This window comes from Rhodococcus sp. NCIMB 12038, assembly GCF_002165735.1.
Lineage (GTDB): Bacteria > Actinomycetota > Actinomycetes > Mycobacteriales > Mycobacteriaceae > Rhodococcus_F.
In genome coordinates this window covers 92,317-116,346 of sequence record NZ_NHML01000034.1, presented here as the reverse complement: position 1 = coordinate 116,346, position 24,030 = coordinate 92,317, and the positions used below count along the sequence as shown (strand labels likewise).

Genomic DNA, 24,030 nt, shown 5'->3' with positions numbered 1-24,030 from the left:
CCCCCCCACCGACACCCTCACCGACCTCCCCCACCGAACCCCCACCACCCACCCCCGACTCCTCGACCCCACCCCCTCGGCCTCACCGACATCCACACCGCCACCGGACCCGCCGCCACCTTCGACACCCTCACCGTCCTCGAGTCCTACCCCCTCGACCCCACCACCCTCACCACCGGCGACACCACCGGCCTCCACATCACCGATGTCCAGGGCACCGACGCCACCCACTACCCCCTCGCCCTCGCCGTCACCGAGGGAACCGCTCTTCACCTGAAGTTCGAATATCTTCCGGTCGCACTCGACCGCACGGCGGTCGAATCCCTGGCGCGGCAGGTGATCCGGGTGCTGGAGATGATCGCCACCCGTCCAGATCTTCCCCTCGCCCGGCTCCACCTGCTCAGTGACACCGAGATGCGCGAACTCCGTCCCGCCCGTGGTGCTGTTCCCGGACCCGACAGGACTTTCGCCGACATCCTGACCGATGCGGTCGCATTCGACCCCGCGGGACCGGCATTGTCGTACGGAGATCGGGTGGTGTCCTACCGCGAGCTCGACGAGACATCGAATCGGTTGGCGCGCCTGCTCGTCGAACATGGGGCCCGGCCGGAATCGTTCGTTGCGCTCGCGATTCCGCGGTCGATCGATTCCGTGGTCGCGATGTGGGCGGTGGTCAAGACCGGTGCGGCCTTCATGCCTGTCGATGTGACCTATCCCGACGTGCGGATCGAGCACCTGCTCACCGATTCCGGTTCTGCCCTCGGTATCACGCTCGAGGCCCACCGAGGCCGCTTGCCGCTGACCGTCCGATGGATCGTCCTCGACGCCCCGGACATCACCGCGGCGATCGGGCGCTACCCTGCGACCGCCGTCGGTGACTCCGAACGGCGGGCACCGCTGCGGGTAGATCATCCCGCCTACCTGATCTACACCTCCGGGTCCACCGGCACCCCCAAGGGAGTGGTGGTCGGCCACCGGGGACTCGCGACCCTCGCGACCACCCAAGCCGAGCTGACGGGGACGGATCGACGGTCGCGTGTCCTGCACTTCTCCTCGCCCACATTCGACGGTTCGATCTTCGACTATCTGCTGGCGTTCGGGGTCGGGGCGACGATGGTGATCACCGCCCCGACGGTGTACGGCGGCAGCGAACTGGCCCGGCTGCTGGCCTCCGAACGGATCACCCACGCGTTCGTTCCCACAGCGGCGCTGGCGTCGACCGACCCCGAAGACCTCGACTGCCTGACCGATGTGGTGGTCGGAGGCGAGGCGTGCCCGCCCGGACTGGTGACCCGCTGGGCCCCGGGTCGCCGACTGCGCAACGGCTACGGCCCTACCGAAACCACCGTGATGTGCAACATCAGTGAGCCGATGACCGTCGGATCTCCGGTGACAGTGGGGGGCCCGATCGGCGGGGTCGCCGAACTCGTCCTCGACTGCCGGTTGCAGCCGGTCCCGGCCGGTGTGCCCGGTGAGCTCTACATCGCCGGGGGCGGGCTTGCCCGCGGTTATCACCGGCGTCCCGGCCTCACCGCCACGTCGTTCGTCGCCAACCCCTTCGGCGCACCCGGCGAACGGATGTACCGGACCGGTGACATGGTGCGCTGGACGAGGGACACCCATGCGCTCGAATACCTCGGCCGGAGCGACTTCCAGGTGAAGATCCGCGGTTTCCGCATCGAACCGGGTGAGATCGACAACGCACTCGCCCTGCACCCCGACGTCGACTACGCCGCCACCGTCAGCCGGCTGGGACCTGCCGGAGACCCGATTCTCGTCTCGTACGTGCTGCCCGCCGAGGACACCGACCCCCAGCCCACCGAGCTGCGCACCTACCTGGTCGATCGTCTTCCCTCGTACCTGGTCCCCGCCGCCGTCGTGACGATCGACGAGATCCCGTTGACGCGTGTCGGCAAGCTCGACCGCGCCGCGCTTCCCGACCCTCGGATCGACTCGACCACCCGCCGATCGCGCCGCGCCGCGACTCCCGTGGAGGAGATCGTGGCGGACGTCTTCGCCGCGGTGCTCGGCATCGCCCACGTCGGTGTCGACGACAACTTCTTCGATGCCGGCGGCAACTCGCTCAGCGCCACGCGAGCGGTCGCGCGCGTCGATGCGGCCCTCGACACCGATCTCGGCGTCCGCGATCTGTTCGAGAACCCGACGCCACGCACCCTCGCCCACCAGCTGGCGCGACGGACGGGTGACTCCCCGCGACCGCTGATTGCCGGCCCCCGACCCCCCGTGCTCCCGCTGTCACCCGCACAACACCGGATGTGGTTCCTCAACCAGTACGACACCGCCTCACCCGCCTACAACATTCCCGTCACGCTTCGACTCACCGGGGCGCTCGACACCGACGCACTCTCGGCGGCCCTGACCGACGTCGTGACACGGCACGAAGCACTCCGCACCATCTACCCGCTGCGCGACGGTCAGCCCGTCCAGCACGTACTACCCCCCAGGGATGCAGTCCCGCACGCCGACATCATCAGTGCCACCGATGACGACCTGACGGCCCGCATCTTCCGGTTCGTGACCACGGGGTTCGACGTCACCGTCGACCCTCCGTTGCGCTGCAGGCTGCTCCGTCTCACGCCCGAACACCACGTCCTCGTCCTCGTCCTGCACCACATCAGCGCCGACGGCCAATCGATGGCCCCGCTGACCCGGGACTTCGTCACTGCCTACGCCGCCCGGACGCGTCACGAGCCGCCCCGCTGGGCACCGCTGCCCGTCCAGTACGCGGATTACTCGCTCCGTCAGCACGAGTTGTTCGGGACGCCGGCCGGCCTGCACAGCCGGCTCGCGAGCGGGCTCGAGTACTGGACGCGCACGCTCGACGGACTGCCCGAGGTTCTGCCCCTCCCCACGGACCGGCCACGCCCACTGCAGCGAAGCCTGCGCGGCGACCGGTGGGACTTCCGCATCGACGCGGACGTGCACGGCGCCCTGCGATCGATGGCGCGTCACCGAAACACCACCCTGTTCATGACGGTGCACGCGGCGCTGGCCGCGCTGGTGTCGCGGCTGACCGGGACCGCCGACATCGCCATCGGTACCGCTGTTGCGGGCAGGCCGGAACCGGCACTGGACGACCTGGTCGGCATGTTCGTCAACACCCTCGTCCTGCGTACTCGTGTCGACGCCGCCGATACGTTCACCGCTCTCCTCGCGCACACTCGCGAAACCGATCTCGGCGCGTTCACCCACGCCGACCTGCCGTTCGAGCGACTCGTCGAGGCGCTGACCCCGGTTCGCTCCACCTCACACTCCCCGCTGTTCCAGGTGTCGCTCGAGGTCGAGAGCCCCGCCCGGCCCGCGCACCTCACCCTGCCCGAGGTCGAGGGCGAGGCAGTCGCCGTTGCGACGGCAATCGCCAAGGAAGATCTCGAACTCCTGGTCGTCGAGGAATTCGACAGCGGCGGTGCACCTGCGGGAATCGCTGCGGCCTTCACCTATGCCACCGACCTGTTCGACTCCCCCACGGTCGCCAGGTTCGCGGAACGGTTCATCCGCATCCTCGAATCGGTTGCCGACGACCCGGACCGGCCGGTCGGTGACATCGAGATCGTCGATGCCGTGGAGCGCGAACCGGACGTCGGCGCCCGAGGACCGGATCCCCGGCCGTGGCCGGAACTGCTGTCCGATGCGGCCCGGATGGGCTGCGATGCCGTGGCCGTGAGCTGCGAGGGACGCGAAATCACCTACCGTCGACTCGAAGAGTGTTCCAGCCGGCTGGCCCGACTTCTGATCGATCGCGGGGCGGGACCGGAAACCTTTGTCGCGTCGGCTCTCCCACGCTCGATCGAATCGGTGGTGGCCCTGTGGTCGGTGGTGAAATCCGGCGCCGCCCCGGTGCCGGTCGACCCGACGTACCCGGCCGACCGCATCAACCACATGCTGACAGATTGCGGAGCGTTACTGGGGGTGACGTCGTCCACGTATCGGGCACACCTCCCCGATACGGTGCCCTGGCTGATTCTCGACGACCCCGCCTTCCATGCCGACCTCTCCGCATATGAGCGGACCGCCCTGACCGATGCGGATCGACTCGCTCCAGTGAAGCTCGCCCATCCCGCGTACCTGATCTACACCTCCGGGTCGACCGGGACACCGAAGGGCGTCGTGCTCACCCACACCGGGCTGGCGAACCTGGCCGAACACGAACGCACGCAACTGACGGTCGCACCCGGCGCACGAGTGTCGCACCTTGCCTCACCCAGCTTCGACGCCTCAATCTTCGAGTTGACCATGGCATTCTGTGCCGGCGCCCACGTCGTGATCGTGCCGCCCTCGACCTACGGCGGCCCAGAACTGACCCGACTCCTCGACGACGCGCGCGTCAGTCACGCCTTCATCACCCCGACCGCGCTCGCGTCCCTCGACCCCAGTCGACTCGAGTCACTACGGGTCCTGACCGTTGCGGGCGAGCCGTGCCCACCGGTACTGGCCACGCGCTGGGCCACCGGCCGGCGCATGTTCAACGCCTACGGCCCCACCGAGACGACGATCATGTCGCACATCAGCGAACAGCTGACGCCGGACGGCCCGGTCTCCATCGGCCGTCCCGCCCGGGGATTCGTTGCCGCGGTACTCGACAGCCGGCTGCATCCCGTCCCAGCGGGAACGCCGGGCGAGCTGTACCTCGCCGGTCCCGGGCTGGCCCGTGGATACCACGCTCGCCCGGCCGACACCGCACGGACCTTCGTCGCCTGCCCGTTCGCCGGCGCGGGCGAACGGATGTATCGCACCGGGGATCTGGTACGGACGCTCCCCGACGGCTCGCTCGAACATCTCGGTCGGACCGACTTCCAGATCAAGGTTCGGGGATACCGGATCGAACCGGGCGAGATCGATTCCGCACTGACAGCGCGGCGGGACGTAGATTTCGCCGTCACTCTCGGCCGGCCCGCCCCGGGCGGAGACACCGTGCTGATCACCTACGTCGTTGCTCGTCCCGGTTCCACCCTCGACACCGAGAATCTCGGCGAGTACCTGTCCCGGCGGCTGCCCGCGCACATGGTGCCGGCGGCCTTCGTCGAGCTCGACCACATCCCGTTGACCCCCACCGGAAAGCTCGATCGTGCCGCCCTTCCCGATCCACAGTTCCAGTCGCGCGCAGCGCGGTTCCGGCCACCGCGGACACCACTGGAGCGGGACGTGGTCGATGCTTTCGCGGAGATCCTCGGCACCGAGCAGGGACGGTCCGGAAGGATAGGTGTCGACGACGACTTCTTCGCCCTCGGCGGTACCTCCTTGACGGCGATCCGGGCGCTGACCACCCTGCAGGAGCGGCTCGGTCGCACCGTCCCATTGCAGGCCCTGTTTCTCGATCCCACCCCGGCCGGGCTCGCCGCGCGGATCGACGCTCGATCCGCACCGGACACGGTGGACGAGGCACTGCGAGTACTGGTGCCGCTCCGCCCGACCGGCACCGCACGACCACTGTTCTGTGTGCACGCCGGAATCGGTCTGGCATGGGCATACACGGCGCTGGTGCGGCACCTCACACCGAGTCGACCCGTCTACGGTCTGCAATTGCCGTCGATCAGTGGTGGACCGGAGCTCGATTCGATCGAGGAGCTGGCCCACCGATACGTCCAGGAAATCAGAACGGTCCAATCGGCGGGTCCCTACCATCTCCTCGGCTGGTCGCTGGGCGGGACCATCGCCTACGCGGTGGCGACGGAGCTGCGCCGCGACGGCGACGATGTTGCCTCCCTCATCCTCCTCGACAGCTACCCAGGGAACCCGGACGACACCCCACCAGCGCAGCTGGGTGTCGATCAGCTACTCGAAGGTCTCGGCGTCGAGGCCGCAACGAACGATGACGGCGAGCTGACCTACGCGCGAGCGGCAGAAGTCCTCGAAGAAGCGTATGGGCCTGCGGCGGCTCTGACACCCGAGCACCTGCACCGAATCAACGAGGGATACGAACGCTCGTCTCGAATGCTCACTCACTTCACTCCCGAGGTTTTCAACGGGGACGTGCTCTTCGTCACCGCCGCGGCAACGACGCCGGAAACGGACACGGCCCTCGATGCCTGGCGACCGTCGATCACCGGAAACATCCGCGAACATCAGGTGAGGTGCGCCCACAATGACATGATGCAACCCGGACCCGCACAGCAGATCGGCGCGATCGTCGAGGCCTATCTGTCCGGCGACGGGTAAAGCCTGTCGAGGGTGGCACAGATGCCGTTGATACTCGGATGCAGATACAACTCCCGCATCGGAAGCACCGGCAACCCCTGACGGCGCATCATGCTGTCGGCTTTGATGGCGCACAACGAGTTGCCGCCGAGCTCGAAGAGGTTGTCGTCGGCGGCGATCGGTACCCCCAGCACCGCTTCCCAGATGTCGGTGAGCGTTCCGGCCAGCCCACCTGCCGGGGATCCGTGGGGTATCGGGGAGCGCGGCGCGGGCCGATCGGGTTCGGGAAGCCGGGCCACGTCGAGCTTGCCGTTGATCGTGAGGGGAAGGGCGTCGACCATTGTGATGGTGCGCGGCAGCATGTATTCCGGGAGGAACTTCTCGGCCCGCTGCCGAATCGCTTTGCCGTGCTCGTCCGAGGAAACCACATACGCGTCGAGACCGAATCCGCCTGGCGCGTCGTCACTTCCATTGGTCACCACCGCCGCATCGACGACGGAGGGATCGTCGAGCAGCACACTGCGCACCTCACCGAGTTCGACCCGGAAGCCGCGGATCTGTACCTGAGTGTCCAGCCGGCCGAGGTGTTCGAGCGTGCCGTCGCGACGGAGTCGACCCCGGTCTCCGGTTCGGTACAGCCTTCGGTTCCCGCACGACGGGACACGGAGAAAACGCTCCGCGGTGAGCTCGGGCCTACGGAGATACCCGAGCGCGACCCCCGCACCGCCGACGTACACTTCCCCGTCCACACCCCCCGGAACCGGTCGTCCTCGTTCGTCGAGCACGAACACGTACCAGCCGGGCAGCGGCCGTCCCACAACCCGGGTGCCGGCCACCGCGTCGCCGCGCGTCACGGTGTGCGCCGTGACGTGCACGGTCGTCTCCGTTGTTCCGTACATGTCGACCAGTCGGCATCTCGACTCCGGATACCGGTCCATCCAGGGCAGAAGCGTCCGCGCATCGAGCGACTCGCCGCCGAAGACGACCAGGCGCAGCGCATCGAGGCGGTCGAGCTCCCGGTCCGCCTCGGCGAGTTGAGCGAAGGCCGAGGGGGTTTGACTCAGGACACTCACCCGCTCGTCGGCGAGCAGTGCATGGAATTCGACCGGCGACCGAGAAATCCAGTAGGGCACGATGAGCAGTCGCGCTCCCGTGAGCAACGCACCCCAGATCTCCCAGACCGAGAAGTCGAAGGCCGACGAATGAAACATCGACCAGGTGTCCTCGGGGTGGAGCCGGAAGTCCGCAGCAGTTGCCGCCAGAAGCGCCAACACAGCGCGGTGCGGAATCATCACACCCTTCGGTCGACCGGTGGAACCGGAGGTGTAGATCACGTACGCCGCCGCGTCCGTGCCGGGCCCGTTCCCGTCCGTATCCGTGGTGTCATCTCGGGTCGATACCAGCTCCCGCGGTGAGACCACCCGGATCTCGCGGCTCCACGCCGGGTCCTCGACGTCGGTGACGACCAGTTGCACGTCGGCGTCGTCCACGGTGTACGCGAGCCGGTCCGCGGGATGCCGCACATCCATCGGGACGTATGCCGCCCCCACGTCGAGCACCGCCAGCATGGCGACGATCAACTCCACGGACCGATCCAGGCACAGACCGACCCGGTCCCCCGGGCGGATCCCACGGATCCGGAGGCCAGCTGCCGCCCAACGTGATTGGTCGTCGAGCTCGGCATAGGTGAGCTGGCGATGACCGTGTACCACTGCAATCGCGTCGGGCTGGTCCTTCGCGCGGACCCGGAACAACGCCTCGATCCGTCCGGGACCGGGTACGGGCGGCGCGACCACGTCGAGACCCGCCCCAGAATTCGTCTGCTCGTCACCCACGGGGAGGTCGCCGACGCGAACGTTCGCACCCGCACCGCGCAGCTGATGACACATGTGCATCACGTGCCGCCCGAACTGCCGTGCGGCCTCGTCATCCACCACATCCTGCTGACGGTGTAGTTGGAGCAGGACTGCTCCGGTGGCGTCGACGACCGGGGCGAGGGTCAGCGGAAGCGGCGCGGACTGGCAGGCCAGCCAGTCCCGGGCGGCCCGGGGGAACGTCGTCGTCCCACCCAGCACACCGACGCCGACCTCGCGAATGCCGCGCGGACCGTAGGCGGCGTCGGTGTCCAGCGGGGCACGAGCGTTTTGATCCAGCGAATCGATCGTGCTGCGGACAACTTCCTGCAGCACAGCGTTTTCGGAGCAGTCGACCGTCGGCACCACGCAGTGGTAGAAACCACCCAGGACGCACGGCGGACGATCTCGATCCTCGCACCAGGCCGCCACCCGCACGCTGTCACGGTGCTCGTACCGGCCCAGGACCAGTGCGGCCGCGACGGTGATCGTGGCAGTGATGTCCCCATCGATCCGCCCCAGCGCATACTCGTAGGACACCGGCCCGGAACGCTGGGCGGCTGCGGCCCAAGGGAATCGATGGCGTCCCATACTCGCCGACGGCAACGGATCGAGGGCGTCGCCGTCATGGTGCTCGCCGAGCGGCCCCGCCGATACGGCGTCCACCCCCAGGTCACCGGTCAGGACCTCACTCATCGTGGCAAGCGACGTCGAATCCAGATCCCGGCGGTCCGCTGCGAGAACCAGGTCGGCCACCCCGTCCGAGTAGAGCAGCAGAACGGCCCTGACCCCGCACCCGTTCGTGCCGACCGGCCGCCGCAACTCACGGTCTCGACGACACCGTGCGGCGGCGTCCGCGGCAGATCCGTCCACCCGTTCGATCCACAAGCGCGGGGCCGCAACCTCATCCCCCCACCACCGCGCCCGCGCGGACTCCAGCAGCTCCGCTGTCGCATCAGGATCGACACCCCTGGCTATTCGCACCGACTGCGCATGGCCGTACGCCGCGCGCGCCAGCCCAGCCCGACCCCAATGGGATTGGTGCATAAGGTAACTCTACCGAAGAACGGTCCACATCATAAGCGCCGGAGCGCCACCTCCGTCCGCCGTCATCGCGCGGTGAACCCGCCGTCCACCGTCACGACGGTGCCGGTGACATGCTGCGAGTCGTCGGAGGCAAGCCATCGCGCGGCGGATGCGACGTCCTCGGGTTCGATGAGAGCGTTGTTCGGCTGCGACTGCACGAATACGGATTCGTGTTCCTCGACCTCCAGACCGAGCGAGCGCGCGATCTCGGCCAGCATTCTGCCCTCGAATGCGGGACTGTCGCGCACCGAACCAGGACACAGGGCGTTCACCCGGACCCCGCTCGGGGCGTAGTCGAGCGCAACGGCCTTCGTCAGTCCGATCAATCCGTGTTTGGCGGCGACATAACCTGCGAAACGGCGGTAGCCGACAATGCCCGCTGTCGACGAGATATTGATGATGCTGCCGCTGCGCTGCCCGACCATGATCTTTCCGGCGACGGCGATCGTGCGCCAGGCCCCGGAGAGATCGATGTCGAGCATCAACTGCCACTCGTCCTCGTCGATCTCATGGGCCAGGGACCCCGAGGGCGCCGCGATTCCGGCATTGTTGACGAGGATGTCGATGTGGCCGAACCGTTCGTGCGCGGCGTCCACCGCGTCTCTGACCTCACCCAGCACGCGCACGTCGACCGCACTCGTCAGCACCGAGACCCCCTGGGCGCGGCACAACTCCGCGGTGTACTCGAGCTGGCTCGGCGTGCCGAGTGGATACGGAACACCCGGCAAATTCCGCGCGACGTCCACCAGCATCAGGTCCGCACCGCCGGCGGCCAACGTCACCGCGCACGCCCGGCCGATGCCCCTGGCCGCTCCGGTCACGACGGACGCCTTGCCGTCCAGGTCCGGACTCATCGGGAACCCGATTCCGCGAGCTGGGCAGCGACGAGGCGCAGTAGAGCGTGCGGGTGATCGGTGAGGTACATGTGGCCGCCGTCGAGTTCCAGCACCGAGGCGTCGGCCGTGGTAGCCGCCTGCCACTCGGCTGCCTGCACCGAGCTGACCAAGTGATCGTCACGACCGCGCAGGGCGGTGATCGGAATGTCCAGACGCGGGTGCGGCGGGGGCCGATAGCTCTCGTGCATGTCGACGTCGGCGCGCAGGACCGGCAACAACAAATCACGCAATTCAGGGTTCTCCAAAGCAGGGTGCGAGTATCCGGCCAGTTCGTGGACCCGGGCCAGGAACTCGGCATCATCGAGCAGTGCTGCGCGAATCTCGCGAACATGGCGCGGTCCCGGTGACCCGCTGACGAACAGTCGTGTCACCGGCACATCGCCCTCCGCAACCAGCCGATGCGTCAGCTCGTAGGCGAGAACGGCTCCCAGGCTGTGCCCGAACACCGCGATCCTCTCGGCGTCCCGGCACTCGCAGAGCGCTCGGGACAACAGATCTTCGACGGCCGCTGCGACATCGGTCAACAGCGGCTCGACGAACCGCTCCTCCCGCCCTGGCAGCTGCAGAGGCACGACGGACACGCCTTTCGGGGCCAACCCGCGCCAGCCCCGAAAGAACGAGGCTCCCGAACCCGCGTAGGGCAAGCACAGGAGCGTGGTGTCCTCCATTGCTCGACTCCGTTCCAACGAAACAGAGATGTCCGGTTCTGTCGACCCTAAGCCGCCCGCCGCCCCGGCAGTGGCAGATTCTCGGATTGCCGTCTGTCTGCGGGTGTGGCCGTAGAGGAAGGTCGTGCGCGCACTCCACACCGTTCGCGCACCGCCTCGTCCACCGCCGGTTACCGCACCCATTGCACCGCGGCGTCGCGGGCCGCCTGCACCTGCGACCCGGTCTGCCGCCTCGCCATCCGGCGCAGAATCTTCGGTGTCACCGCGGCACCCAGCACCGCCCACACACCGAGCACGACCACCGTCTGCCCGGTTCGCCAGGTCCCGGTGATCTCGAGCGCCGCGGCCGTATCCGGTAGGAACGCCGAGCGCATCCCCAGTCCGAGCCAGTACATCGGAAAAATCTGCGCGAGCACCTGCACCCAGCCCCACAACTGCTGGATCGGATAGAAGATCCCCGAGATGCCCGCCAGCAGCATCACCGGCAACATTCCCCACGTGTTCACCTTCTGCATGGTGGGAACGAGCGCTCCGATGCACATGCCGATCGGCATCACCGCCAGCAAACCCAGCACCAGCACCCAGGAGACGGTGAACCAGCCGGCGGGCTCAGCCATGAGCGAGTCGAAGAGCAGAAAGCTCGGTACCAGGATCACCACAATCTGTGGCAGCAGCTTCAACGACTGCAACAGCAGATGCGAGGTGAAGTAGCCGACCGTGCCGTTGGGAACCGCCTTGGCCCGCAGCAGCGTGCCGTCCTCCTTCTCCATCGCCAGGCTGAACGCCGGACCGACCACCACTCCGACGGCGATGAGCGCTCCGAGGATGCTCGGTAACGCCACCGACGGCACCGTCAGACCGGTGCCCTCGACCGGGGTGTCCCGGCGCAAGTACAGGTAACCCACCACCAGCACCGCCAGAAACAGGTAGAACTCTTGGTCCTGGGTGCTGCGGATACTCTGCACGAACTCGGTCCAGCCCCGGCGTAGACCCAACCGCACTGCGCACACCCGCGGCGTCATCCGGCGACCTCCCTCGTGAACAGCCGTACCGCGGCCTCCGCGTGACCGGCCTCGTGCTGCCGGACCAGAGCCAGGTAGGCGTCCTCGAGGCTGGCCCGGCGCACTTCCAGATCCCGGATGTCGTCGTGCCGGGCCAGCAACTCACGCACATAGGCGGTCGCATCGGCGGCCGAGACCGCGAATCGCTCACCATTGCGTGACCACGAAATCTCGGCGTCACCGGACACCCTCCGGGCCAGGGTGTCGGCGCTGTCGTCGGCCACGATTCTGCCACCGGCCAGGATCAGCACCCGGTCGGCGAGCTTCTCGGCCTCGTCGAGGTCATGTGTGGTGAGCACGATCGTGGTGTGCTCCCAATCGGCGAGACGACGCACGAGTTGGTGGAACTCGCGCCGCGCCTGCGGGTCGAATCCCGCGGTCGGCTCATCGAGGAACAACACCTCGGGGCGACCGACGATGCCGATCGCGACGTCGAGGCGGCGCCGCTGACCGCCGGAGAGGGTCGCGATCTTGCGGTCGGCAAGCGCGGTCAGCCCCACCGCCTCCAACAGCAACTCCGCCTCGTGCGGCCGGACCCGGTCGGGGGTGGAATACGGCGCATAGTATCCGCCGAGCTGGGTGAGCAGCCCCCGCGGCGTCCACCGGGGGTGATCGCGCCAGGACTGCAGCACCACTCCGGTACGGGCCCGCCACTGTTCATCGGCCCAAGCGGGGTCCATTCCGAGTACCGTGACCTGCCCGGAGGACCGAATCCGGAACCCCTCGAGGATTTCGATCGTGGTGGTCTTCCCAGCGCCATTGGGCCCGAGCAAACAGAGCACCTCACCCGGATACACATCGAAATCGACGCCCGTCAGAACATCGTTGTCGCCGTACCGCATCCGGAGATCACGCACGGCGATCACCGGCACTCCCTCACACATACCCCAATGTAGGACGGCTTCGGCATTCGTAGCAATGCCGCTGCCTACGCCCACCCACGCCACCGATCCACGCGTGGCTGGAGTCTGACGTGCGGTCGTGGTGATCATCGATCCGGGCTGCTCGCCGTGAGCGCTATCCGGTGACCTCGCCGCCGGACCAGGTCGTTGCCGAACTACTGCACGACGGCGAACGCACGGCGAAGACCGCTTGGCGTCGTTGGAAGGAGTCGATCCGGGAAAATCACACAGACCGTGCCGCCTGCTCGAGGGCGCCCTTGTTTCGTTCCGTCAGCCGGCCGATCTCATCGTCGGTCAGCAATCCGCGGTAGTAGGCGCGTTCGATCTCGTCCCCGCTGCCCGGCTCGAAATACCCTCGACGAGATCCGTGTGGCGACCGAGTCCGGGCCGACTCGGATCGGCTCGAGCTACGTGGCACGCTTCCTCGACCACACCGGACATTCCTTGTGATCAGTTCTCACTCGAGTACCGAAACATCTTTGGACTGGAGCGGCCCGCTCATCTCGGACAGATGGTATCGAACACGACGTATGCAGCGACTGAGAAGATGAGATACGCGAACCAGCGCTGGAGTCGGTCGGTCTGCATACGGGCGCCGAAGTGGCTGGCGATCAGCGATCCGATGACCGCGGTTCCAGCGAAGGCGGCGGTGATCGCCCAGTCGATACTCGCGCCGCCCAGGTGCGAGATGAGTCCGGCGGCCGAGTTCGCCACGATAATTATCAATGAGGTGGCAACGGCGACCTGCATTTCGACGCCGAGCATCAACACCAGGGCCGGGATGATGAGGAATCCGCCGCCGACACCGAACAACCCGGTCAGGATTCCGACCGCGAATCCGGCCGGAATCGAGCGGGAAGCACAGCGGCGCCAGTTGATTCCGGAATCTCCGGTGGTGCACGAAGCCCCTGTGCCCCCGTGGGCGAGCAGCATTCGCAAACCGGCAACAATCATCACCGTTGCGAAGCCGATCATCACCATCGATTGCGGGAGTAGCTGCCCGACAGTACTGCCGACGAATGTCGCGGGAATGCCCGCTGCAGCGAAGATACCAGCGAGGCGCCACTGGACCTGGTGCGCGCGAAGTTTGGGTAGGGCTCCCACGGCGGAAGCGATGCCGATGACGAGAAGAGAGATCGGAATCGCCTGCGTGATATCGAGTCCGAGGACATAGACGAGGGCTGGGACGGCCAGAATGGATCCGCCGCCGCCGAGTAGCCCGAGTAGGACGCCGATGACCGCGCCGAGAATGAGCGCTGCGGTGAGGGTCATGGTCCACTTTCCGTCTTCGCACGTGAAACGCCGGAGGTCAGTCCGACTGTGGGTTGGGTGTCGGTTGCGGGCCGGCGATCAATATTCGCCTCGTCGGCGCGATAGCGGAGTTCGCGCGATCAACGTCCGAAGAGCGCGCGGATGAATCCCGACTTCGGCTGAGGGGTGGGCCGGGCGGCGCAAGTGCACCGGTCGGCTGCCGGCACGGACCGCAGGACGCTGTCAGCGTGCCGGCCGCACCCTGCCCACGTCGTCTTTTCACAGCTCGAGCAGTTGATGGTGTAACACATGGCATGTCTCCGTTAGATCGATGTCGTGCCCCGACAAGGGGCCTATGACGTTGGTGGTCGGACGGTGGCTGGAAGGAAACTTCTCTGGCTGGCCGGGGTTTCGGTCTACATGGACCCGGCGGGGTCAGGCGGCGGTGCGTGCCGCCCATGCGTTGTAGCCGCCAACAAGGTCGCAGACCTGTTCGAAGCCGTGTGCGCGTAGGAGGGAGGCCGCTACGCTCGACCTCCAGCCGCCGGCGCAGTGCACGACGATCGGCCGATCGGCGGGGAGTTCGTCGAGCCTGAGTCGTAGCTGTGCCAGGGGGATCGACGCGGCGCTCGGAATAGCCCCGAGCTCACGTTCTCCCGGATTGCGAATGTCGACGAGGGCCACCGCGTTCGCGGCGAGTAACTCGTCCAGTGCGTGAGCGGTGGTTTTGGGGGCCGCTTGCGTCAGATCCGCCACTTCCGCTGGGAAGGGCTCGCCGGCGTCCACGGTCAGATAGCCGACAACGCGGTCCGAGCCGATGCGAGCCAGTCGCATGGCCGCGTCCTGTTCCTGTCCCGGGTAGGTGATCAGCACGATCTCTTCTCCGATCTCTGCCACCATGCCCGCGGTCTCGGCGAATCGGCCGTCGAACCCAACGTTCACCGTGCCCCGCAGGTGACTGGCGCCGAAGTCGTCGGGGGTGCGGGCGTCGATTACACGGGTGCCAGAGGCAAGTGCAATGCGGACTTGGGCTGCAGTCATCGCAGGGACGCGGCGGTGCTGAGCGAGCAGAGGGCGGTCGCTCATATTCAGCGCAGCGTTGGCGGCAAAGTATGCGGGCACCGCTGGCTGCCCGTCGGTGACGAGGGCGACGAACGCCTCCTCGCTCATCGGCTGGACCGAGGGGTTGGTGCGGCGTTGCTCGCCGATCGTCGAGGTCAATTCGCGCGACAGGTTCTTGCCGCAGGCGGATCCCGCGCCGTGGGCGGGCATCACCGTAGTCGAGTCGGGCAGAGCAAGCAGGGTGTGATGGATGGTGCGATACATGGCCCGGGCGAGGTCGGTCGCGGATCCGCCTGCGAGGTTGGCCAGGTCTGGGCGACCGACATCACCGATGAACAGCGCATCCCCGGTCAGCACCGCGACAGGATTTGTATATGGGCGCTCTCGTACCAGCAGGCTGATCGACTCCCAGGTGTGGCCTGGAGTAGCCAGCACCTCGATGTCGACGTCGCCCAGGGACAGGCGTTCCCCGTGCCGGAATCGGCGAATCGGGTAGTCGGTCTCGGCTGCGTCCCCGAATCCGATCCATGCACCGGTGGACTCGCGCAGTTCGAGGTGGCCAGAAACGAAATCCGCGTGGAAGTGTGTGTTGATCACGCCCTCGATGGTCAGCCCGTGGCGACGTGCGTCGACGAGGTAATCGGTGATGTCGCGGCGTGGGTCGATCACGACAGCTCGGCCTGTGCTCTGGTCGCCGACCAGGTACGACGCGTGGGATAAGCATTCGATGTAGTACTGCTCGAGAATCATCCGGTTGCCTTCCGACGGGCGGTTCGTGTGGGCTCTGTAACCATCGTGCCTATACCCCCGGGGGTATACAACCAACAGTGCTGGTTGTCACAGTGCGGGTGCCCATTTTGGGGAGATGAGGTGCACCACGCCTCGCCGCGGACACCGCTTCCCGGATAGTGAGGCGCGATATCCCCCCGCGAGGTTCGGGTAGTGCCGAACGCGAGGCCGCGAGTCCGACCTGGGCCCGGCCAGCGTGACCGGCGCCTGTTGCCCTCTTCGCCGATTTCGCGAAGAGCATACTCAGCCAAGGTATTTAGCGATACCGGGCCGTACCGCCCTAGCGCGACTTTCCCAGGGTCCACACCACCGAGCTGAGCATCTGCCTGAGGGAAAGACCTGCGAGGATCGATGGATCATGATCGACACCGAAGTGATCAACGAATGGCCGACACACGATCGGGTGCGGTCCCACTGCGATCCAGGCCGTCGCGCAGTCGACTGCACTTCCAGGTGAGGACGAGAGGGAACTGACCAATCCGGCAGCAGTCTGGCGACTGCACTACCGGAATCGCTACTCGATCATTACGCGGAAGAACGCAAACCCCACATGCGTGAGATGACAAGTCACGCTGTGTTCTTCAGCCTCGCGCCCCCGGGCGGGCCTGGCTACCGGTCCCCGGCGACCGTCGCCGGTCACTCGATAGCTGGACAGACAGGCCGGACACGCTCATAACACCCGCACTGTCGACCACCCTGCACACTGCACCAGTCATCGCCCTTGGCGCGGAGCCCGGTGCGCCATCGCCTCGTAGGGGTGGACACGGTGAGCTGAGGCACGCCGAGACGGTCCAACAGCGGGACCACCGTCTCCCCCAGCTGGAGGAGGGTGTCGGTCACGGTCGCCCGTTTCTGTGAGCAGTCGGGTGCGCGAGGCTCAGGCCAGGGCGAGGAAGAGCTTCTCGAGTTCAGCCTCGGTCATCGGCTCCTTGCCCTCGGCGGTCTCGCCCGTGAGGCATTCCCTCAGGCCGGAAGCGACGATCTTGAACCCGGCCCGATCCAGGGCCCGGGAGACCGCGGCGAGCTGGGTGACGACGTCCTTGCAGTCGCGGCCCTGCTCGATCATCGAGATCACCCCGGCGAGCTGACCGTGGGCACGGCGCAGCCGGTTGAGCACCAAGGCAATGTTGTCGTCGTCGACGCCGACCATGGCGAGTTCCTTTCCTCGACTTGCCGCCCACTGTACCCCCGGGGGTATTGATCGGCCTTTTATACCCCCGGGTATCTTCCAGTCCCGAGGACAATACCCCCACGGGTATCTTTTGCACACTCGCGCAGCCGGAACCTGCCGGCGTCAGCCCACGTGTACACACGGCGCGAAGGAAGTGCGCGCCGTCGACTTGTCCGTTATCCGAATGCGACACAAAAGGACATACAGGATGGGGCGATCGCACGTAGCGAATGACCACCCCGGAAACCCTCATCTAGATCCGGAACCTGCAACGTTGTTGGAACAGTCTAATTCGCTCATCGGTGCTTACAAGATGCCATGCCATGAGCGTATGAACTGGGCCTGTGCCGGCCCGTGACGATTTCCTCGAAATCGATCCGGTGAGCTAGTCGGCGGTGGCCATCCCGAGCTGTCCGTCGATCGCGTGCGGGCGGTGCAGGGCCAGAACGATGTCCGAGCCCTCCTCGATCGATCTGCCGCAGGAGCGGTGGATCGACGCGACACCCGCCCGGACGGCACGGTGCTCGACTTACTGGACACCTGGTACGAGGTCAACGGTGTCCGCACGCTCGAACGCACTGTCGTCGCGTAGCTTCCCGACGTCACCCGGATGGTGACCACGGCCAATGATGCCGACAACACCGACCCGAGGGCGGGCGGCCGGCACAGCGGGCGCATCCCGTTGACCCTCGACGAGTTGACCGCGATCGCCACCACCCGGTCCCTGGCGGTGACGGCACCCGTCATCCCGGCCGTCCCGCTGATGCGATCCTGTGGGGCCTTCACCGATGGGAACGGCCCGGAGCTGACCCAGGAGAAGATGGCCCGGCTCGACCGGGCACGCCTGGAGATCGTCGTCGCCAGCGGTCAACCCGAGGTGTCACCGCAGAATGCATACTCGAACGAGATCGACCCGAATCGCATCACCACGGTGTCAGCAGACGGGTCCACTGTCACCCGTGGGTTCTATCCCGAGCACGGCAGCGCCTACTTCTCGATCGTCCTCCCGTCCACCCAACAGATCATCATCAGCACCCCCATCGGGGGTTCCACCGTCCCGGTGACATTGGCGCAGATCGAATACCTGGCCTCCGCACCCGAGCTCGACCTGTCGATGCTGTCGGGATCGTCGCCGCGGGCGAGACCGGTGCGGATCGCGGCGGCGATAGCCCGGGTACGTCCCGCGGGACCGCGGACGTCGGCGAACGGGCTGGCGAGATTGCGGCGGCGCAAGTGGTATTCGGTGCGGTTGACGACGTTGGTCGGCAACCGCATGTGCGCGGGGTTGACGCAACACGAGCCGATACGCGAACAGATCCGCCGGCACAGTGCCACGGTCGCGTGGTTGTGTCACAGGTACCATCGGTCCACGAGACAGGGAGGTCAGCTGTGAGCGCAACGAAGAAGCAGAAGGTACTCACCCAGCTAGAACTGATGATCAACTCGACCAATCCGGACTTCGCACCGCCGGCAGAGAGCGGTGATCCAAAGGAGCGTCACGAACGCTTCCAAGAATTCCACCGGCAGGTGACAGAAGCGGCCGACGACGACCCGATAATCGACACAGTCGCTCGCGAGATCGGACTGCCCGAATAGTGCATGTATCACATGCTTTACGGGACAGGGAAGGTGCCGAGCCCCGGGTTGACCAGTATCTGGTACCCATCGACAGGGGGATATGCGCCGACGTCGGCGACCGCGGCGATCGTGCCGCTGCCGGTGACGACCGTCGTAGGGGCGTATCGGCACCGATTCTCCGGTGCGGTGGGCCGACTGTGCTCGGGCTCCGCGAGTCGGAGGGCGGTGGTGCCGGCGACGCCGGTGGTCAGGTTCCGCCAGTTCACCGACACGGCGACGCAGTATCTCGAGTTCGTCGCTGAACGCTCCGCCGCAAAGGTCACTACGCCGGATGCACCCGTCGTTGCTGACGGCGTCACGGTCGACAGCGGCGGCGGGTAGTCACAGGCCAACGTGGTCAGCAGCAGACATCCTGCGACGAACCGGACCGGGACCTGGAACGCCGTGGTCGTCGCTACCGGGACCGACGGTGCGTTCGCGGTCGCAGTGGCGGACGAGCAGAGCGGGATCGCGAGGACCGCCACGGATGCCGCGGCCCAGGCTACGAAGGGACGACGAATTGCTGCACGACGCACGGCGTTAGCCTCTCGTGATGGATCAATCCCGACCCTGCTGCAGTGTCATGCTACTCGCGGTTGCGTCCAGCAGAATGGTGTACGAACCGGATCCGACCTGACCGGCGTGTCGTAGCCCAAGAAAGCGGCCAGCGCGTGACTCTGCGAGAGACCGACCAAAGTCACCCGGGTGTTGGCCCCGAGCTGCTGTGCAACCTGCTGTCCACGTTCATCGATGCGTTGATGCGTGGATGCGTGCCGAGGCCGACAGACTGTGTGGTGCCGGCTTCGGCGAACGCTCCGATGCCCGTACCAACTCCCGAAACGGGTACCGGCACCGCGACTTCGCTCCCCCAAGCACTTCCTGCCGGGCGGTGCCCCCACCCGGGCCGGCACTCTCAACGTCGCGATCCCCAAGCTGCGCGCGGGTTCGTACTTCCCGGACTGGTTGCACTCGGTCTACGACCAACCGCACTCCGTTTCTGTTCACGCCCAATATGATCGGGTGATCGACGCTCTGTCTGAGAAGCGGCCGAAGGTCGCCGACCACCTCCACGCCGCACGGTCGGACCTGTTGTCGTTCACCGCGTTCCCGAAGCAGATCTGGAGGCAGATCCGGAGCAACAATCCCGCGGCGACAACACCACCACTACCGAACCGAATCGGCTCAGAAGGTGACACCCGCGGCATCGACCGCATAACCGACCCCGAGGAGGTGCGTGACGACCTCGTACACTCTCCAGGACTTGGCCCTCCCATATATCGCGAACCACTGGCGACCACACCGTCGACATATTCAGCAGCGCGCATTCCCGACGTCACCGCGGGACGATCGCATCCATACCGAAAGATACTGCACAGCATCAGGCTCCGCACTACCTGCGCTTCTGGCAGGCTATTGCCCCACCTGTCCCCTGCATGCCGATTACCGTCTGTCGGTATGGGTACCACCTTCCACGGGCCGAGTCCGTGGCCACACATCACCCGAGCGATCCGCACCCGCGGCGCCCGGTACGCGGCGATCGGCTACCTCGGCCAGGACGCACCCGACCTGCTGCCGCTGCGAGCCGGGGACGTTCTCGTCGTCAACGCGTCCAGGGCCGCGATAAAGGCGCACGCCACCTCCCCCGCAGCCCTCGCGCACTACCTGAACAAGGGCGTCCGGGTACTTTCCTGCCTCCACCCTGCACGCCAAAGTCATCGCCACCACCACGCGGGCGGTGATCGGGTCGGCGAACGCCTCCGAGAACTCGACCCTCTCCGACGACGGTGTGGTCATCACCGACGACCCCGAGATCATCGCCTCGGTACGGAAGTTCATCGACGCTCTCACCGAGATCACCGAAGTCGATCAAGTGTTCCTCGACGACGCCATCCGGGAGTGGGAGATCGGCCGGGCCGTCCCGCTTCCCGGTGTCACCGGCCGGATCCGCGCCGAAGCGGACTTCCTGCCCGCCCAGGTCACCCGGATGTACGTCAAACATGCCGTCGACTACGAACCCACCCCCACCGAGAAACGGGTGCTCGACAAGCAACGGGGCCGCCACGCCACCGGTGGGCCGGCAGTGAGATACCAACTCGACTCCCTCCGCCTCGACAAACCCGGCACCATCCGCCGCGGCGATGTGATCGTCCTCGTCTCCGCCGACGACCAGTGGGTCTACCCACCGGTGGTGGTGACCTCCGATGCCATGCGGGTCCCGCGGTCCGGCGGCGCGGTGCTGTATTTCCTGCGCACCCGCACCGACCTGCCGGCCTTGCCCCTCGCCGGCGCAGCGAAGGCGCTCACCGATCTTGGACATCCGGGATCCCGGCTACACACCGATCACTACGTCCGTTCCCCGAGCCTGCGAGCCGCGTTGCTCGGACTGTGGGAGCTGTGACCGGGACCGGCGGGGTGGGCTTTCCCAGGGTCGCGGTACCGAGGCAGTCGGCAACCTCGTGCTGCCCGTGAAGGGTGTTGACCGTCTGGGACGGTTTGTTGGGCGTGCCCCCAGATCTCTGCGGCGGCGCTGTTCAGAACGCACCCGCGCATAGTGGTCGGGTTCGACTCGTGCCCCGCTGCTGTGCTCTGGGTCGTCAGATCCAGTCGATGTGGACGGAGTCGATGTGGTCGAAATGGAATCCGAACTGATCGCTGTATTTGTCGAAGCCCTTGTTCTCGGGGTAGTCGAGGGTGGCATGGCGTTCGAGGAGTGCCACGACGCGGGCGTGGTCGTCGTTGGCCAGTGCGGCGGCGAGTTCACGGGATTCGTCGCTGCTGAACGGGGTGTCCGAGTTGGCGAAATCCAGGGTGCGGACGCGGTAGTCGTATCCCTCGTCGGCGCCGTTGCGGACCATGACTCCGCCCCTGACCCGGATGACGGCCTTCTTCGGGGTTCCGTCCGGGCGGAGTACACCGGCGCGTTTCATGATGTCCTCGGCCTTGACGTTCCTGAGTTTCTTGCCGGCATCGGCGCGCAGTTCGTTCGTTTCCCCGGACCGATACCGGGAGACGGCGGATCGGGATCGACCGATCTTGGCGGCCACGGCGTCGATGCCGCCGAGGCGTTCGATCGCTGCGCGGCGTTGTGCACGCTCGAGGACGTCGGCGTGCGGGATGCGGCCAAGTTGGGCCCACCGGCGCAGTGTGCGGTCCGACGGCGGGGTGCGGCCGGCGTCGATCGCCGCCTGGCGCAGTCCCTCGTTGCCGAGCTCTTTGCGTAGCTGCGTGACCGAGACCTTGCTGGTCAGCCCTGCCAGTCCCCCGCTCTTGACCTGCTTCGACTTTTCGACGCCGGTTGTTGCGGCGCCCGCGACCGAGACCTTGAGGCCGTCGAGACCGACCGTTTCCTGGGGCGGCTTCGTGGTCCGCGGCTTCGGAAGATGCAGCGCCATTACTCGTCCTCGTCCTCGGCAAAAGCCGCTTTGATCGCCAGATTCACGTCGTGAACGTCCTCGGCGGAAGCGAAGGCGGACAGGAGTGTGTCCGTGACGATGGTGTCCTTCTCCACCGACATTTTCCCGAGCGCCTCACTCGGGTCGGCGATGTCCTCGCTATCGGCGAGGAGATACACCCAGGAGTCGGTGACGGTGCGGATCGGCCAGCGGCCGTGCTCGCGGGCGATTCGCATCGCGACGCGGCGGCCGCGCCACCGGCAGTGCGCGATGATCGACGCCCGCCACAGCGGCTGGTGATGGTGCTGCATCCGTGTGGCAGTCCACATGTCGGGGTTGACCATCCGCCCGATGTAGCCCTTGTAGCAGGATCCGACGAACCGTTTCGTCGGCGCGTCGTCGATGTCCACGGCGGTGCGTCGGGCCTCGCGCAGGATCTTCGCCCATTTGTCCAGCACGCGACCCTGCTGCGGATACACCCAGGCCTCGGTGATGTCGAGATCGTCGAGATCGGCGCCGATCCCACCATCGGCCACCGGCGAGCACAATCCGTCGAGGCTGACCGTGGTGACCCAGGTCTGCACGGGCTGGTCTTCAAGCATGTGCGGGTGCGGCAACGGCAGTTTGCCGGGCAGCGACAGCGTCTGCCCGGGTGGCAGCGTGACCCGCCACAGCCCGAACGGGGCACCCTTGTCCCCCACCGCCGCAGCGGCGGCCGCCTCACCGGTCAGATGCTCGGGCTGCCCGTACCCGAATTCGAGCATGCCCGCTGATGCGAGGTAGGCGGCGCGTTGGTCGATGGACACCACCCGGCTCGTTCCTTCGAGGTCCTCGGCGTCGGGGACCCTGGTCCAGCCGACCGCGGGTTCGAGGTCGCCGCGTGGGGCGCCGTCGAGGGGCGGTACCGGGCCTGCGGTCGCCACGACGAGGCCCTTCCCCGAGCGGGTGCGTTCCCGCTTGATCTTGTCGACGATCGCGGCGCCGGTGCGTGCGGGTGTCGGTCCGGGGAGCACCCCGAGATTCTTCGCGGACCATGCCAGCCTGCGTCCCAGCTCGCGTGCTGCCGGGAGGTCGTCGTCCGGGAGATACGTTCCGGCGGTGGGTGAGCCGAGAATGCCCATCTCGCCGACCCGGTTGTTCCAGCCGAAATCCTTGTTCCAGTATGTCCACACGTATGGCTCGATCACCACATCGACCATCGAGGTGAACTTGCCGACGGACCGGGACAGGTGCACCACGTGCCCCGGGTCGCCCCGCAACTCCCATCCCGCATTCAGCATCGGCGTCAGGGTGGCCTGCAGGACCGCGGTCAGATCGGAAGCGGCACGGGTGCGCAGCGCCTCCATGTCCTCGAAGTCGTCTTCCGAGCCCGGGTCGATCACCCACCCCAACGCCTCGCACGCACCGTGATTGACGATCCACACCTGCGGAGGGGCACCCAGCGGGGTCAGGGCGGCCCAACGAATCAGCTTGTCGAGCTTGTCGACCGAATCGACCGGACCGGTCAGCTCACGGCCCGACGGTGTGTACGTTCCCTCAACGGTCACGATCAAGGCGTGGCCATCAGCTTCGTCTCCCGCGGGGAGCGTCTCCCACGCCGGTGGGGTGGCGGCTACGGCACCGTGCGTTTCCGGGGGTGGGGGGGTCGAGATATCTTCGGCAACGTCGGGTTGTTCGTCCGATTCGGGTTCGGGGGGAACGTCAGCAGGGTCGACGTTTGTTGTGGTGTCATCGAATTCGAACAGTGCGTATTGGTCGTCTGCCATTGCTCGCCCTCCCCCGTTCATCTATTCAGCGATCTCGCCGTTGGAGTCCACGTCGGGCACGCCGTTGCGTGCGAAGAACTCCTGCAGCGCAACGTCGACGACATTGGTCACCGAATATCCGTACTCCTGAGTGAACCACCCCAGCCGCCGCGATGTACTCACGAGCACGCGGGTATTGAGGGGCTCCTTGTCCGGTCCCTTCTTCGGCTCCAGTGTCGAGGTAATTCGTGGCGTCGCGGTGTGTGTACCGGAAGTCGGGTGTTCGGTGCGCACAGGCGGCGGGGTGGGTGTTTCGGACCTCTCGGTGCGGGTATTTCGACTTCCCGGTCCGCGAGAATCGGGCATCACACGTTGTCCTCT

Annotated in this window: 15 protein-coding genes and 2 pseudogenes; 5 read left to right on the top strand and 12 right to left on the bottom strand. The window is 66.7% G+C overall.

The features are described from left to right. Positions 1–6,177 (top strand): non-ribosomal peptide synthetase (locus tag CA951_RS35565; RefSeq protein WP_087561336.1); only part of this gene is annotated, 6,177 nt, incomplete at its 5' end. On the opposite strand, the gene CA951_RS35560 is transcribed toward CA951_RS35565, so the two are convergent. The 8 genes from CA951_RS35560 to CA951_RS35515 all read right to left on the bottom strand — a co-directional run bounded on the left by CA951_RS35560 (position 6,156) and on the right by CA951_RS35515 (position 16,874). After that, on the bottom strand, positions 6,156–8,882 hold the full coding sequence (locus tag CA951_RS35560) for an amino acid adenylation domain-containing protein (protein WP_306300873.1): 2,727 nt from the start codon (positions 8,880–8,882) through the stop codon (positions 6,156–6,158). The two genes, CA951_RS35565 and CA951_RS35560, sit on opposite strands and share 22 nt — an antisense overlap. A 236-nt stretch (positions 8,883–9,118) precedes the next feature. Next, entirely contained in the window at positions 9,119–9,949 is an 831-nt protein-coding gene (locus CA951_RS35555; RefSeq protein WP_087561334.1) for an SDR family oxidoreductase, read from the bottom strand. After that, positions 9,946–10,659: a thioesterase II family protein gene (locus CA951_RS35550; RefSeq protein ID WP_087561333.1), complete on the bottom strand. Its 714-nt coding sequence runs from the start codon at positions 10,657–10,659 to the stop codon at positions 9,946–9,948. The genes CA951_RS35555 and CA951_RS35550 overlap by 4 nt, the downstream gene beginning before the upstream one ends. A 170-nt stretch (positions 10,660–10,829) precedes the next feature. Next, positions 10,830–11,681 carry an ABC transporter permease gene (locus CA951_RS35545; RefSeq protein WP_087561332.1) on the bottom strand — a complete coding sequence of 284 codons (852 nt, stop codon included), beginning with the start codon at positions 11,679–11,681 and terminating at the stop codon, positions 10,830–10,832. Next, the gene (locus tag CA951_RS35540) at positions 11,678–12,586 is read right to left on the bottom strand and encodes an ABC transporter ATP-binding protein (RefSeq protein WP_236580908.1); all 909 of its coding nucleotides are present in this window, start codon (positions 12,584–12,586) and stop codon (positions 11,678–11,680) included. Before CA951_RS35540 ends, CA951_RS35545 begins: the two co-directional genes overlap by 4 nt. Positions 12,587–13,120: 534 nt before the next feature. Beyond that, positions 13,121–13,894: a sulfite exporter TauE/SafE family protein gene (locus tag CA951_RS35530; protein WP_087561329.1), complete on the bottom strand. Its 774-nt coding sequence runs from the start codon at positions 13,892–13,894 to the stop codon at positions 13,121–13,123. A gap of 414 nt (positions 13,895–14,308) precedes the next feature. Continuing rightward, entirely contained in the window at positions 14,309–15,685 is a 1,377-nt protein-coding gene (locus CA951_RS35520; RefSeq protein WP_087561327.1) for an MBL fold metallo-hydrolase, read from the bottom strand. 916 nt (positions 15,686–16,601) lie between these two features. Further along, complete coding sequence (locus CA951_RS35515) at positions 16,602–16,874, bottom strand: metal-sensitive transcriptional regulator (protein ID WP_087561326.1); 273 nt, start codon at positions 16,872–16,874, stop codon at positions 16,602–16,604. A gap of 631 nt (positions 16,875–17,505) precedes the next feature. Here CA951_RS35515 and CA951_RS45250 point away from each other — a divergent pair. Next, positions 17,506–18,288, top strand: coding sequence for a hypothetical protein (locus CA951_RS45250; RefSeq protein ID WP_373414861.1), 783 nt, complete (start codon positions 17,506–17,508; stop codon positions 18,286–18,288). Then, on the top strand, positions 18,285–18,491 hold the full coding sequence (locus CA951_RS35505; RefSeq protein ID WP_087561325.1) for a hypothetical protein: 207 nt from the start codon (positions 18,285–18,287) through the stop codon (positions 18,489–18,491). Before CA951_RS45250 ends, CA951_RS35505 begins: the two co-directional genes overlap by 4 nt. Before the next feature lie 17 nt (positions 18,492–18,508). Here CA951_RS35505 and CA951_RS35500 read toward each other — a convergent pair whose 3' ends face one another. Further along, positions 18,509–19,048 carry a hypothetical protein gene (locus CA951_RS35500; protein ID WP_087561324.1) on the bottom strand — a complete coding sequence of 180 codons (540 nt, stop codon included), beginning with the start codon at positions 19,046–19,048 and terminating at the stop codon, positions 18,509–18,511. A 135-nt stretch (positions 19,049–19,183) separates the two neighbouring features. Between CA951_RS35500 and CA951_RS35495 the strand changes: the two are divergent. Next, a pseudogene (locus CA951_RS35495) lies at positions 19,184–19,658 on the top strand (transposase); the annotation flags it as partial. 309 nt (positions 19,659–19,967) lie between these two features. Continuing rightward, positions 19,968–20,910: pseudogene (locus CA951_RS35490) on the top strand (phospholipase D family protein). Positions 20,911–21,106: 196 nt separating this feature from the next. On the opposite strand, the gene CA951_RS35485 reads toward CA951_RS35490, so the two are convergent. The 3 genes from CA951_RS35485 to CA951_RS43645 are packed head-to-tail and all read right to left on the bottom strand — an operon-like array spanning position 21,107 to position 23,832. Continuing rightward, on the bottom strand, positions 21,107–21,904 hold the full coding sequence (locus CA951_RS35485; protein WP_087561323.1) for a hypothetical protein: 798 nt from the start codon (positions 21,902–21,904) through the stop codon (positions 21,107–21,109). After that, entirely contained in the window at positions 21,904–23,691 is a 1,788-nt protein-coding gene (locus CA951_RS35480; RefSeq protein ID WP_087561322.1) for a hypothetical protein, read from the bottom strand. The genes CA951_RS35485 and CA951_RS35480 overlap by 1 nt, the downstream gene beginning before the upstream one ends. Then, positions 23,692–23,832, bottom strand: coding sequence for a hypothetical protein (locus tag CA951_RS43645; protein ID WP_179220427.1), 141 nt, complete (start codon positions 23,830–23,832; stop codon positions 23,692–23,694). Positions 23,833–24,030: the final 198 nt, after the last annotated feature.